This is a genomic window from Alcanivorax sp. DG881, assembly GCF_000155615.1.
Classification (GTDB): domain Bacteria; phylum Pseudomonadota; class Gammaproteobacteria; order Pseudomonadales; family Alcanivoracaceae; genus Alcanivorax.
In genome coordinates this window covers 786,964-799,759 of sequence record NZ_DS989915.1, presented here as the reverse complement: position 1 = coordinate 799,759, position 12,796 = coordinate 786,964, and the positions used below count along the sequence as shown (strand labels likewise).

Below are 12,796 nucleotides of genomic sequence, written 5' to 3'. Positions count from 1 at the left end.
ACTTGAGTTGGCTGGTCTCTGCATATACTGTACAAAAAGACAGTATATGCAGAGGTGAAGTTTATGCGCGCAGCGAACCGGGGCACCTTGAGCCAGCTACCTGGCCGTTTTGCCGTCAGCCATTCTGAATCGGATAGCCCTCCGGTGAGCCGGCCTACTCGCTATCATCGCGAAAAAGCCAGCAGCATCATCATGACCAATCGTAGTCCGGACCTGCCGTTCGAGCAGAGTATCAATCCGTATCGGGGTTGCGAACATGGCTGCATTTATTGCTATGCCCGTCCCAACCATGCCTATGTGGACTTATCACCCGGTCAGGATTTCGAGAGCGAGATTTTCTGCAAGGATAACGCTGCGGAGGTGCTTCGCGACAGCCTTCGTAAACCGTCTTACCGCTGTCGTCCCATTGTGCTCGGCACGGTGACTGACCCTTATCAGCCCATTGAGCGCGAGCGACGCATTACCCGCGAGTTATTGCAGGTGCTGGTGGATTGTCAGCATCCCTTTAGCCTGATTACCAAAAGCACCCTGGTGCTGCGGGATCTGGACCTGATTGCGCCCATGGCCCGGGCCGGGCGTGCCTCGGTGGCTGTTTCGGTCACCACGCTGGATAACCGCCTGAAAGGGGAGTTGGAACCCCGTGCCAGCGGCGGCAAGGAGCGGCTGAAGGTGGTCCGCGAACTCAGCCGGGCCGGCGTGCCGGTAACGGTGCTGGTGGCGCCGGTGATTCCCTTCATCAATGACCATGAGCTGGAAGACATTGTGCATCAGGTCGCCATGGCAGGCGCCCAGCAGGCGGGGTATGTGGTGCTGCGCTTACCCCATGAAGTCGGGCCGCTGTGGCAGGAATGGCTGGCGGACCATTATCCGGACCGGGCCGAGAAGGTCATGTCGGTAATGCGTGATCTGCATGGCGGGGCCATTTATGACAGCCGTTGGCACCAGCGTCAGAGCGGGCAGGGTGCCTGGGCGCATCTGCTGCGTCAGCGTTTTGATTCCGCCTGCCGCAGTGCCGGGCTGGCGGGCAGGGAGTCGCTGGATCTGGATACAGGCGGCTTTGTGCCACCCGGGCCCCATGGGCAGTTGAGCCTGTGGGGAGCCGTTTAGTAACTCCGGGTTATTTACCTTTGTCGGTCTTTCCTTTACTTTAGTGACCCTTGGTTACTAATTTGCATTGACGGCGCGCCCGCTTCCGGTGTGCCTGACAGGAGAGTCCGATGAAAGCGGTATTGATTACCGGTGCCAGCGCCGGCATTGGTGAAGAATTTGCCCGCCAACTGGCGGTTCAGGGAAACAACCTGGTGCTGGCGGCGCGGCGTCTGGATCGATTGGAAACATTGGCCAGTGAGTTGCGCCAGCGCCATAACCTGGAGGTCGTGTGTATCGCCTCCGACCTGGCCCTGGCCGGTGCAGCAGAAAAACTGGTAGCGGATATGGCTACCCATAATGTGGAACTGACCGGCTTGATCAACAATGCCGGTTTTGGCGACCGGGGCGATTTTTCCGATCTGCCACTGCAGCGTCAGCTGGATATGATTCAGGTGAATGTGACTGCCCTGGTGGATCTGACCTGGCGGTTGGTGCCACAGCTGAAAGCGTCCAGCCATTCCACTACGGCAGGGCAGGGAGCGTTCGTGATCAATGTGGCGTCCACCGCGGCGTTCCAGGCCGGCCCGAACATGAGTATCTATTACGCTTCAAAAGCATTTGTGCTGTCGTTTTCGGAAGGCCTGTATGAAGAGCTGAAAAAGGAAGGCGTGGCAGTAAGTGCGCTTTGCCCCGGTGCCACGGCGTCCGAGTTTGCCCAGGAAGCCAACATGACCAACACCTTGCTCTTCAAGGCCGGCGCCATGAGCACCGAAGCGGTGGTTAGCAAGGCGCTGGCCGGCCGCCACCGAGCGATCGTGATTCCTGGCCTGAAGAACCTGCTGATGGTGTGGCTCGGCAAGCTGTCGCCCCGTATGATTACCCGCCGACTGGCTGGATTATTACAAGCGTGAACTCTTGTCCTTTTCAGCGCGCCCGCTCCCCGGAACAGAAAGCGGAGCGGCGTGCACAAATTCTTGAGGCGGCGGCGTTGTTCTTTGCCGAGCAGCGGTTTGCGGCCATCAGCCTGGCGGCCATCGCCCGCCAGTCCGGTGTGACCAAGGCAGCGTTGTACCGGTATTTCCCTTCTAAAGAAGCGCTGTTTCTGGCGCTCTATTTGAGTGAGCTGGATGCCATGGTCGAGGCGCCTCTGCCGCAGGAGGGGCCCGCCTGGGCGGCAATCAGTGAGCTATTAATTGCCCGCCCATTGTTCTGCCGGTTGACCTCTATTCTGCATACCGTGCTGGAGCACAATCTGGATGAATCACAGGCACGGGAATTCAAGCAGGCCTTGCTGGCCAGTTTTGCGCAGCTTGCCGCACGCCTGCAGCGTGACTTTGCCCTCGAGGGTGACCAGGCCATACGTTTCCTGATGCAGGTGCAGCAATCGGTGATAGGTTGCTGGGCGGTGAGTCAACCGGCACCGATGGTGGCCACCGTGATAAAGACGCCCCCGCTGGATGTGTTTCAGGTGGAATTCGGGGATGCACTGCGCACTCAGTTACGAGCGTTACAGGCTGCGCTTTAAGGGTAGGGCAGGATGGAGAGTATGGCTGAACGGTTTGGCGTGGATTGTCTGTATGACCGGGCAGAGAAGCCCGTTGCAGTTTTGCTGCTGGCACACGGTGCCGGCGCTGCGATGGACAGCGATTTCATGAACACCATGGCCGCAGCGTTGGCATCACATTCGGTGGCGGTGCTGCGGTTTGAATTTCCCTACATGCAGCGCCGTCGTGACGAGCAACGACAATTCCCGCCGGACCGCGCACCGAAATTACTGGCGGCGTTCGCCGAGCGCGTCAGAGAAGCTCGAAGTCTGGCGGCTGAATTGTCTGAGATTCCCGATGGCGCGCTGCCACTGTGGATCGGCGGCAAATCCATGGGCGGACGCATGGCCTCCATGCTGGCCGCTGAGGGCAATGGCGTGGCCGCGCAGGATGTGGCTGGCGTTATCGCGCTGGGCTACCCCTTTCATCCGCCCGGGAAACCGGAGAAAACCCGCATTGATCACTTGCCGGCGCTGACGGCTCCGGTGCTGGTCTGCCAGGGCGAGCGGGACCCCTTTGGCAAACCGGACGAGGTGTCGGATTATGGCCTGCCGGAGCGGGTGCAATTACACTGGCTACCCAGTGGCGATCATGATTTCAAACCGCTGAAACGCAGTGGATTGCAACAACAGGACCTGATCATTGAAGCCGCAAGAGCGGCGGCAACGTTTATGGGTTCTGTGTCGTTCCAGTAAGGATTGTTCAAAACACAGGAAGTGGGGGAAACATGGAAGTGTGTGGGTATCACCGTGAGCGCCCGGGCAGTTGGCGCTGCTCTGGTTGTAGCACGTTTTATTGCGGGCAATGTGTGCCCGGTGGGGAAGAGAATTTCAACGCAGGTCAGCCTCGTTGCCTGTTATGTAGTCAGCGCCTGGACTGGCAAGGGGATGGCAAGCCGGGCACGCCTTTCTGGCAGCGTTCCGGCGATATTCTCCGTTACGGATTCAAGCCGCCAGCCGTGTGGCTGATTCTGGCCGTGGGCGCGGCCAGTGTGCTGCCTATGGGGTTGCTGACCGGTCTGTTGCTGCTGTTTCTTAGCTTGATGTTAACCGTCTATGCGCTTTTTGTGATTGCCGCCGTGGCAGCTGACGAATGGCAGCCACCTTCACCCTTGGACGTGATGTCGGAAGGCGGATTGTTGTTAAAACAGATTGCACTGATGGTGGTGCTATTTGTTGGGCCGGTCCTGTTAATGCCTTCTTCGATGGTGTTGGGGATGGGGCTATTGGCGCTGGCCGCGCTGGTATTGCCTGCTGCGCTGATGATTCTGGCCGTAAGCCACTCATTGGGTGCTGCCCTGAATCCGCTGCGCTGGTTGCAACTGATTGTGACCGTTGGTGTTTCCTATTTATTGCTGTGGTTTGCGGTAATGGCGGTCACTGCTGCGCCGTCGATACTGGAAACTCGCAGTGCCCCTGTCTTGTTCATGTTTCTGGGTACCTGTTTTTCTGTGTACACCACTCTTGTGGCGGCGGCCATGATGGGGGCGCTGTTGAACGAGAAAGCGCGAGCTCTGGGGTTGGCCTGGGATGAGCCACGCGGGCGCTCCCTGTCAGTGGATGATTTCGAGGTGGCGGAGTCCATTGGTGCTGCCCATGTCTATGCGCAGGAAGGCCGCTTTGAGGATGCGCTCAAGGGAGTAAACCGGGGGCTTGCCAGTGCGCCGCTCCATCAGGACCTGAACTGGCGGCGATTGCGGTTACTGCATTTGTTGAAAAAAGAGAAACCCTGGGAGCAGCATCTGGCGAGGTTTTTGCGTCAGCAGTTGAGTAGTGGCATGGAAGGGTCTGCGGTGCAAATCTGGCTGGAAGTGCTTCAACAGCGTCCGGGTTTTCGTTTTGATGACGACCCCGCATTATGCCTGTCGCTGGCCCGTGCGTTGCACGAACGTGGCCGCTTGAAAGACGCCCAGCATGTATTGATGAATCTGCACCAGCGCGCGCCGGATTTTCGCCAGCTTGGGGATGCTTATGTATTGCTGGCGCAGTTATATCTGGAACACCAGGCTGATCTGGTCCGTGCGGGAAAGTTGCTGCAGTTTGTGTCCCGCCGGTTTCCCGAACAGTTCAACAGCCAGGCGGGGCAGCAGACACAGTCCATGTTCAAGCGTTTGCAAGCTTCTGGCTAAGGGCTTTCAGGCGAGGGTGTTGCCAGTCGCTGGCTTGCAGGGCCGTCACAATGGCGGTGGCCTTGTGACGTTGCTTCTGCCGGCAAGCGAGTTCCGCCAGCAGTAATTGATAGGGCGCAGGCAAGGCCTCGGTTTGTCCGCCCAGTTCTTCGAATTCTTTCCACACCTGACCAAGCAGGGCATCACTGCCGGGATGTTCGCGCAGGGCTTTGATGCTCTCCATCATGGCGCCGGGCAATTGCTGAAGGCGCGCCCCCATTTCCAGGAAAAAGCACCACTGGGGCAAGCTGGTGGGGGTGCTGTGCAGCTGTTGGCGACAATGGGTCTGAGCGTCAGAAAAGCGGAGTTGTTCGGCCAGTTGTTGGCTCAGCCTGGGCACGGGAGCCTGACGACGCGTGTCCCGGGCGGCGCCCTTCTGGGTGTCAGATGCTGCCTTTTTGGGTCGGGTATAGGGTAGGCAGAATGCAATTGCCAAGCCGGTGAGCAGCCCGCCGGCGTGGGCCATATAGGCCACGTTGGTCTGGGCGGTGGCGGACTGCACCAGCTCCCAGCCTAGCCAGACCGGGAATAGCACCAATGCCGGGGCGCGGAAACTGCCGAATAAAAAACCCAGACTGTAGAAAAACTCCAGCCGCTGCAGGCGATAGGTACCGACAAATAACCCCATAAGGCCGGAGATAGCGCCGGAGGCGCCGACCAGCGGTATGCCACTGTGTGGGTCTTTGGCAATAAACAGCAAGGCGGCGCCAATGCCGCTGATCAAGTACGCGCCAATAAAGCGCAAGCTGCCCCAATGGCGCTCCATGGCTATGCCGAAGACAATCAGGAACAGCATATTGCCGAGCAGATGAAACCAGCTACCGTGCATGAACTGTGAGCTTAGCAGGGTGGTGATGCTCATCTCATTGGGGATCAGCCCCCATCGCATGGTGGAGTCGTCAGCCAGCCAGCTATCCAGCTTCTGCCGCAGGTCTCGCCATTGAGAGGGGGGAGGCTGTTGTTGCCACTGTTGCTGCACATAGTGCGCGAATTCCCTGTCATACCAGCCGAATGACCACATTAGATCCGGGCCGCGGCTATCCATGGAGATGGCATCGGCGTAGCGGTTGCTGTCCTTGTGCATCAACCATTGCAGCAGCAGGGAGGCCTCATGGTCTGCCAGCCGGGTTTCCTGTTCTGCTGTCAGTGGTTCGTCACGCTGGTAATCACGGTGGGTGGTCCAGGCGTAAATCAGGGTGTTGATCAGGATCAGCAGAATGCAGACCCAGGGTGTGGTGCGGCGACTGTCCTTGTCACCAATTGGTACGATTAGCATTATTCTTGTCCCCTTCTATCCCGGCTCCAGTGTACCGCAACGGCAGGAAGGGTGAAGCCGGGTCGAGAGAAGCCGGGTTGTGGCCGGGGACAGGAAGGGGGCGGGCCTTACTTCTGCGGTTTTTCGCTGATCCACAGGTTGATAGTGCCTTCGACCACCACGGTGCCATCATCGCGCATGGCTTTTACGGTCACGGGCAGGTTGCCGGGCTTCCAGTCTTCCGGGTTGGCTTCTGCGGTGGCGGTAATGTTGGTGGTGGCCTTGGCGGTGTAGTTCACGTTCATGCCTTTGGGAATCCAGCGCAGGTGCTTGGGGACTGAGGCTTCAGCCATGGCGCCCATGGCGCATTCCAGCGCATTACAGATAGCGATGACGTGAACGGTCTGGATGTGGTTTTCCACCCCTTTGCGTTTCTTAAACGTAACCTCACAGAAATTCGGACGCAATTCAGAGATAGTGGGTGTGATGGTCGCGAAGTACGGCGCTTTGCGGCTGAAGACCATGGAGAAAAGCTTGCGCCCGGCGGGCAGCTTCAAGGCTTTTTCGTACATGTTCAGCAGGTAGTTATTACTCATGGGGCGGGCTCCTGAAATCAATGGGCTTAGGGAGCCTCTGAATAACTCCTTGCATGCTCAGTCTTTCAGGCTGGCTCGCAATCTAGGCGCAATGTTGAAAGTGTGTGTCCACCCATCGAGACATTGCAACAACGAGTGCGGGCCAGCCTGGAAGACCCGGAGGGCGAGGCCTGAAGGGCCCATCTGCTGCGTTTTTTCGCTAGAAAAGGGAACCACCCTGATCGTCGCGACAAAACACAACAGCTGCACCCTTCAGACCACGCTGAGTACGCAAGGAGTTATTCAGAGGCTCCCTTATTCTCCACAGCCGGGGGAACGCTGCAATGGGTTTTGGGGCGCCACGGCCCGGCCCAACTGCTACCATGGCGTCAGGATTTCAACATCAGCGGCATCAGTGAGAGGGGACGGACGTGAAAGTCACACAGGCATGGAAGCGCAGTAGCTGGAAAATCAAGACACTGTTGATTCTGGTCAGCCTCTATCTGTTGTACGCACTGCTGGGCTTTTTTGTTGCCCCTGGTCTGGTGCGTGACAACGCCCGTGATGCGTTGGCCGAGTTGACCGGCCGTGAGGTGGTGATCAGCGAAGTGAAGATCAATCCGCTGGCGCTGAGTGCCACCGTCAACGGGTTCGCCATCAACGATGAACAGACCGATGTCCTGTTGGGCTTCAATCAGCTTTATGTGAACTTCGAGTTGTCGTCGCTGTTTCGCTGGAGTTGGCATTTCAGCCAGGTCGACCTCGATGGCCTGACGGTGCGAGGTCAGCGCAATCCAGGTTCTGTCTTCAACTTTGACGATGTGCTTGCGCATATTGATAGCCAATTAACGGACAGTGCCGAGGACGTTGAGCCTGAGCCGGCCCCGGAAGACGCCGGGGCACTTCCCAACATTTCCGTGGGTGCGTTGGCCCTGACCAATGGCGACCTGCGCTATACCGAAGCCGCAGGCAAGGAACCCCATCAGTTGGTGCTGCCGGTGGCGTTTACGGTGACCAATTTCTCCACCGTGGCAAAAGGGGAAAACCAGAACGGTTACGCCATTCGCCTGGAAGGCCCGGATGGCGGTGCATTCGATTGGGATGGGCGTTTTGAATTCTCGCCATTCCTGGCCCAGGGTCGCTTGAGTATCGAGAAAGTGGACCTGGTGTCACTGGCAAAACTGGCCCAGGGCGAAGTGCGTTTTACCGTGCCATCCGGTGAACTGGATCTGCAGACGGACTACCTGTTCACCACGGAACCGGGCACACGGGTGGTGGTGAGCAATGGTGAGCTGACCCTGCGTGAATTGCAGATTCAGAAACCCGGTGAAGACGCGCCCAGTGTCAGCGTGCCTGCGTTGACCGTGACGGGCATTGCCGTGGATAGCGAGAAGCAGGAAATCACCTTGCCGGAGGTGAGTCTCAGCCAGCCTGCTGTGAATGCGGTCCTGGCTGCCGACGGGCTGGATCTCGCCACCTTGTTCCTGCCGGTGGACCCGGAAGAAGCGGAGCAGCGCAAACAGGAAGTGAAGGAAAAAGCGCAAGAAGCCGCAGAGCGCATTAAAGAGGCCGAGACGGTTTGGGTGACGAATCTGGGAACGCTGAAAGTGGATGGCAATACGTTCCGCTTCACTGACCGTACCTTGAATCCACCGCAAACGGTGAGCCTGACCGACGGTGAGTTCACGCTGAAGAATCTCATTCTGGGTGAAGAAGCCACCTTTACCTGGGAGGGCAAGGCCCAGATTCAGGGGCAGGGCGCGTTGACACACTCCGGTGAGGGCCAGTTGGCGCCGCTGTCGGTGAATGCCAAGGCGGCGCTGGCCGGCCTGCCGTTAGCACCGTTGTCGCCCTGGCTGGAGCGTGAAGCCCCGCTGAAAGTGGCCAGCGGTCAGCTGGATCTGGATTTGCAGTCTGCGGTGAAAGGCGATGGCCCGGATATTACCGTGAATGGCAGCGCCAGCATGGCCGGTTTCAATTTGCTGGAAGGCGGCCGACCTCTGATCAAGGTCAATAAGGTGCAGGTGAGCAAGCTGTCGCTGGACACCGCCGCACAGCGGGTGCGCGTTGGCGAAATCGGGCTGACGGGCATGGACATGCTGCACCAGGTGGACGCCCAGGGGCGAGATGCCTCTACCCGCATTGAGGCCGCGATGCCATCGGGGAGCAGCTCGTCGAGCGCTTCATCTTCGTCTTCCTCAAAACCCTGGCAAGTGACGGTGGATCGCGTGCGTCTGATCGGCAGTCAGGTACGCCATGAAGACCTGTCGCTGAGCCCCAATTTCCGTATTGGCTTGTATCAGCTGTCGGGCACGGTGAGCAATCTGGATACTCGGCCGGGCAGCACTGCCAGGCTGGACCTGAATGCGCAGGTGGACCGGTATGCGCCGTTTTCCATCAAGGGGCGTTTGTCTCCGGAACCGTTGTCTACGGACATGGTGGTGTCGCTGAACAATTATGAAATGACCAGCCTGACGCCGTATACCGGCCTGTACCTGGGGTACAAGGTGGAGAAGGGGCAGCTGGGGGTGGATACCGAAGTCACCGTTGAGAAAAACCATCTGAACAGTGTCTCCGATATTCTTGCGGACCAGTTCTATCTGGGCGAAAAAGTGCCCAGTGATGAAGCGGTGAGGGCGCCGGTGAAACTGGGCCTGTCGGTGCTGCGCAGTCGTTCCGGTGAAATTACCTTGCCGGTGAAAATGTCCGGTGATCTGGATGACCCCAGCTTCAGTGTCAGCGGCATGATTCTGAAAGTGTTGACCAACATTGTGGTCAAGGCGGCCACGGCGCCGTTCTCCGTGCTGGCCGGGCTGGCCGGTGGCGAGAACCTGGAGACCATTGTGTTTGACCCCGGCACCGCCGAGGTGGGTCCGCAAACTTCCAGTTCCTTGCAAGCCCTGGCCAAGGTGCTCACTGAAAAGCCGCACCTGCACATCGGGTTGGTTGGTACGGTCAGTGCGGAGGATCGCACCGCGCTTGCCGATCAGACGATTGGGGACGATGTGGCCGGTGATGACTGGCCGGGTATTGAGGCGGCCGTGTTGGAAAAGAAATGGCGCCGCAAGCTGATCCGCCGTTACGAGTCTGACTATGACCGCGATGTGGAAACACTGGTCAGCGCGCCCCTGCCCGAGGATGACGATGAGCGGGACAGTGTACTGGCGCGCAGTGCCTGGGATGCCATGGTCACCGCAGAGGCGCCCTCAGTGGATAAGGCACAGCTGGTGGAGCTGGCACGTTTGCGTTCGGAAAATGCCAAGGCGGCGCTGGTGCAGCAGTTCCAGATTGAGCAGTCCCGGGTGTACCTGAAAGAATCCAAAGTGGATGGCGCGGTGACCGGGCTGACCCTGACGCTGGAAAAATAATCGGTGGCATTAATCTGGGAAACGGAACAGGACGGCGCGCGCTACGAGGTGAGGCGCGCGGGGCAGACTTTGCGGCTGTATGCCAACGGCGTTCAGCATTCGGAGTTTCACCCCAAGCGTTTACTTACGGGCAGCGTGTGGGATTTGCTGTGGTTGCCGGCCCTGCTGCACGAACCGGCCCGGTTCCGCCGGGTGTTGGTGCTGGGACTGGGGGGCGGTTCGCTGATTCCCCCCATCCGCAAACTGCTGGATCCGGATGTATTGATGGCGGTAGAGCTGGACGGAGCACACTTGCAGGTGGCCCGCGAAGTATTCGGCATCGAGGCGTTTGGGGTGGAGACTTGGCAGGGGGATGCGCAGCAGTGGTTGCGTGATTATCAGGGGGAACCGTTCGACCTGATTATCGAAGACCTGTTTGCGCCCAGTAACGAGCAGGTTAGCCGGGCGGTGCCTGCCGATGCTGACTGGCTGGCCTGCCTGCGCGGGAACCTGTCGGCGCATGGTTCCCTGATCATGAACTTTGGCGATTGGCAGGAATACCGCGACAGCCCGGCCTCGGGCCGCCGGGCCATGAAAAGTTTCAGCAGCCGTTTCCGCTTATCATGCAGCGATTGCCATAACGCGGTGATCGCGTTTACCCGCCAGTCGGCGCGCAGCATTCACCTGCGCCGGCGCCTTGCCGCGACGCCGGCATTGAGCCATGCGAAAGCGGCGGCGCGGCTGGATTACCATATTCGCCAGTTGGACTGACCCGGGTTTGAGGTCAGTCCTTGTCCAGCATGGTCAGGGAATACAGCCCGTCATTTTCTTCGCGGGTTAGCAGCTGGTTGCTGCGGGGCTGGTCATCGTGCATGCCCACGAGCAAGGCCCGGTAGGTCAATACTGCCTGCACATAATCCCGGGTTTCACGGAACGCGATGGACTCGATCCACACATCTGCCGGGACGCCGTCTTCGGCGTTCTCCAGCCAGCGATTCACCCGGCTCGGGCCCGCGTTGTAGGCGGCCAGGGCCAGCACTCGATTGCCGTTGAAATCGTCGAGGAGCTCCGCCAGATAGCGGCTGCCAAGGGTAATGTTGGTGTGTTTGTCCTGCAGGGTCTTGGTGGTGGGCTTGCCCATGCTGGCGTCTTTGGCCACCTTGCGGGCGGTGGCAGGCATCAGTTGCATTAGCCCCATGGCGCCGACCGGTGAGCGGGCCAGCGGGTTGAACGCGCTTTCGCGCCGGGCCACGGCCATGGCCAGCCAGGGATCCAGGTCATGGGGTTTGGCTTCTTCCTCGAACAGCGGCAAATACGCGGGTGGAAAACGCCATGCCAGGGTGTTCCAGGCCTTGGCCTGAATGGATGCCTGTACGGCCAGGTCGTACCATTTTTGCGTCAGGGCGTAATCGGCCAGTTCCGCCAGCTGTTCCTTGTTGCTGTGCCACATCAGCCACATCCATTCCTGATGCGCCAGGTAGGGTTCATCCTGTGCTCGCAACATGCGGATACGGGTGATCGCCGGCGGCGGCGTGAACGTGGCGGAGGGGGTGTGCTTCTGTTCGGAGAAACGGTAGGGCTCGCCCAGGCGGTCTGCGGCCAGGAAAGCGAAGAAATTACGTTGTTGGGCGGCCTGCTGATACAGCTCACGGGCCTGATCCGGCTGGTCTGTGTTTTCCAGTGCGCGGGCGCGCCAGTAGAGCCAGCGGGAGTCGTTACGGTCCTCCTGGGGCAGGCGCATGACCCACTCATTCAGGGCGTCCCAATCCTGTTCAATCACCGTGCGCCTGGCGCGCTGTGCCACCAGTGAGGTCTCCGGGTGGCTCGCCAGCCAGCTATCCAGCCACTGGCGGTTCGCTTCCACCCCGCGGATGGTGGAGTACCAGGCGATGCGTGTACCGGCGCGCTCGCGCAGTGCTGCGTCGGTGAGGCCCTGTTTTTTGCTCTGCGTGTCGAACCATTTGCGCGCGGCTTCGGTGTCCTTGTAGGCCCAGCGGCGCAGGCCGGCGGAGAGCAGCGCCTGACGCTGCGATGCCGGCAGGTTGCGAGGCAGGTCAACGACCTTGTCGGGGTTGCTGTACAGCGTTTGCAGCCATTCGCTGGCGGTGGCGTAGGGGCTGTCTGCCAGCATCTTGTCCAGGTAGCGCATCAACCCGGCGCTGTTGCCATCAAAGGCCAGTTGCTGGCGTTCCCAGATTTGCGCATCGCCGATGACACCCGCGTCGCGGGCGGCGTTGAACAGCGGGTCGCAATTGTTGGGGCGGGACTGGCCGGTGGCCCAGAGTTCTTTGCCCGCCTGCAGGGCGGCTTTTTGAACGGCTTGGTCGCCGGTTTCCCATTGCGCCTGGTGGTAATAGCAGCGCAGTGCTACCCCGCTGGGGGCACTGTCGGTAATGGCGAGTAGTGCCTGCCATTTTTCCGCTTTGCCGTAGGCGACAGTGGCGAGCTGACGAATATCCTGGGGGAGCGGCGAATCCGGGTACTTTTCAGCGTACTGCGTTACTTTGTCAGGGCTGAGTTGAGGCAGGGCGGCGCGCAGCCGGTGGAAGTCGAGATAGGCTTGCAGGGGGTGCTGCTCTCCCAGGGCCTGTTGCTGACGGGAAAGGGTTTCCCAGTCATCGTTGCGTGCTGCGTCCAGTGCTTGGTGGAAGTTGTCGCTATCCGTAGCGGCAACGACCAACGAAGAAAACAGACAGCTGGCAAACAGTGCTACAGCGCGAGTTAATGGCGCAGTGCGAACCATTTGTGCCTCCACATCGTCGGAATGAATGCGCCAATTCTACCGGCCTCGCTAGGTGCTTGGCGTGGTGATTATGTAA

Annotated in this window: 10 protein-coding genes; 7 read left to right on the top strand and 3 right to left on the bottom strand. The window is 59.5% G+C overall.

Annotated elements, in window-relative coordinates; translation table 11 throughout:
* Window positions 1–63: 63 nt before the first annotated feature.
* The 5 genes from ADG881_RS03580 to ADG881_RS03560 all read left to right on the top strand — a co-directional run bounded on the left by ADG881_RS03580 (window position 64) and on the right by ADG881_RS03560 (window position 4,761).
* The gene (locus ADG881_RS03580; protein ID WP_007148864.1) at window positions 64–1,107 is read left to right on the top strand and encodes a PA0069 family radical SAM protein; all 1,044 of its coding nucleotides are present in this window, start codon (window positions 64–66) and stop codon (window positions 1,105–1,107) included.
* Between the two features lie 110 nt (window positions 1,108–1,217).
* Window positions 1,218–2,000, top strand: coding sequence for an SDR family oxidoreductase (locus tag ADG881_RS03575; protein ID WP_007148537.1), 783 nt, complete (start codon window positions 1,218–1,220; stop codon window positions 1,998–2,000).
* Entirely contained in the window at window positions 1,997–2,614 is a 618-nt protein-coding gene (locus ADG881_RS03570) for a TetR/AcrR family transcriptional regulator (protein ID WP_007150410.1), read from the top strand. Before ADG881_RS03575 ends, ADG881_RS03570 begins: the two co-directional genes overlap by 4 nt.
* 21 nt (window positions 2,615–2,635) lie before the next feature.
* The gene (locus ADG881_RS03565) at window positions 2,636–3,328 is read left to right on the top strand and encodes an alpha/beta family hydrolase (RefSeq protein WP_039926060.1); all 693 of its coding nucleotides are present in this window, start codon (window positions 2,636–2,638) and stop codon (window positions 3,326–3,328) included.
* 32 nt (window positions 3,329–3,360) lie between these two features.
* Window positions 3,361–4,761, top strand: coding sequence for a hypothetical protein (locus ADG881_RS03560; protein WP_156790325.1), 1,401 nt, complete (start codon window positions 3,361–3,363; stop codon window positions 4,759–4,761).
* On the opposite strand, the gene ADG881_RS17195 is transcribed toward ADG881_RS03560, so the two are convergent.
* Together ADG881_RS17195 and ADG881_RS03550 are read right to left on the bottom strand one after the other, a co-directional pair.
* Entirely contained in the window at window positions 4,736–6,076 is a 1,341-nt protein-coding gene (locus ADG881_RS17195; protein ID WP_007149685.1) for a rhomboid family intramembrane serine protease, read from the bottom strand. The genes ADG881_RS03560 and ADG881_RS17195 overlap by 26 nt on opposite strands.
* Before the next feature lie 107 nt (window positions 6,077–6,183).
* Window positions 6,184–6,651, bottom strand: a complete 468-nt coding sequence (locus ADG881_RS03550; RefSeq protein WP_007151282.1) for a hotdog fold domain-containing protein — start codon at window positions 6,649–6,651, stop codon at window positions 6,184–6,186.
* A gap of 410 nt (window positions 6,652–7,061) precedes the next feature.
* Here ADG881_RS03550 and ADG881_RS03545 point away from each other — a divergent pair, with 410 nt between their 5' ends.
* Both ADG881_RS03545 and ADG881_RS03540 read left to right on the top strand, forming a co-directional pair.
* The gene (locus ADG881_RS03545; RefSeq protein WP_007149263.1) at window positions 7,062–9,998 is read left to right on the top strand and encodes a DUF748 domain-containing protein; all 2,937 of its coding nucleotides are present in this window, start codon (window positions 7,062–7,064) and stop codon (window positions 9,996–9,998) included.
* Window positions 9,999–10,001: 3 nt separating this feature from the next.
* The gene (locus ADG881_RS03540; RefSeq protein WP_007150420.1) at window positions 10,002–10,748 is read left to right on the top strand and encodes a hypothetical protein; all 747 of its coding nucleotides are present in this window, start codon (window positions 10,002–10,004) and stop codon (window positions 10,746–10,748) included.
* A 13-nt stretch (window positions 10,749–10,761) separates the two neighbouring features.
* On the opposite strand, the gene ADG881_RS03535 is transcribed toward ADG881_RS03540, so the two are convergent.
* On the bottom strand, window positions 10,762–12,720 hold the full coding sequence (locus tag ADG881_RS03535) for a transglycosylase SLT domain-containing protein (protein ID WP_007149708.1): 1,959 nt from the start codon (window positions 12,718–12,720) through the stop codon (window positions 10,762–10,764).
* Window positions 12,721–12,796: the final 76 nt, after the last annotated feature.

What these genes read in the sequence shown, in the direction of transcription:
- ADG881_RS03535 (WP_007149708.1), bottom strand. Translation starts at nt 12,720, where the DNA reads ATGGTTCGCACTGCGCCATTAACTCGCGCTGTAGCACTGTTTGCCAGC.
- ADG881_RS03580 (WP_007148864.1), top strand. Translation starts at nt 64, where the DNA reads ATGCGCGCAGCGAACCGGGGCACCTTGAGCCAGCTACCTGGCCGTTTT.
- ADG881_RS03550 (WP_007151282.1), bottom strand. Translation starts at nt 6,651, where the DNA reads ATGAGTAATAACTACCTGCTGAACATGTACGAAAAAGCCTTGAAGCTG.
- ADG881_RS03575 (WP_007148537.1), top strand. Translation starts at nt 1,218, where the DNA reads ATGAAAGCGGTATTGATTACCGGTGCCAGCGCCGGCATTGGTGAAGAA.
- ADG881_RS17195 (WP_007149685.1), bottom strand. Translation starts at nt 6,076, where the DNA reads ATGCTAATCGTACCAATTGGTGACAAGGACAGTCGCCGCACCACACCC.
- ADG881_RS03560 (WP_156790325.1), top strand. Translation starts at nt 3,361, where the DNA reads ATGGAAGTGTGTGGGTATCACCGTGAGCGCCCGGGCAGTTGGCGCTGC.
- ADG881_RS03565 (WP_039926060.1), top strand. Translation starts at nt 2,636, where the DNA reads ATGGCTGAACGGTTTGGCGTGGATTGTCTGTATGACCGGGCAGAGAAG.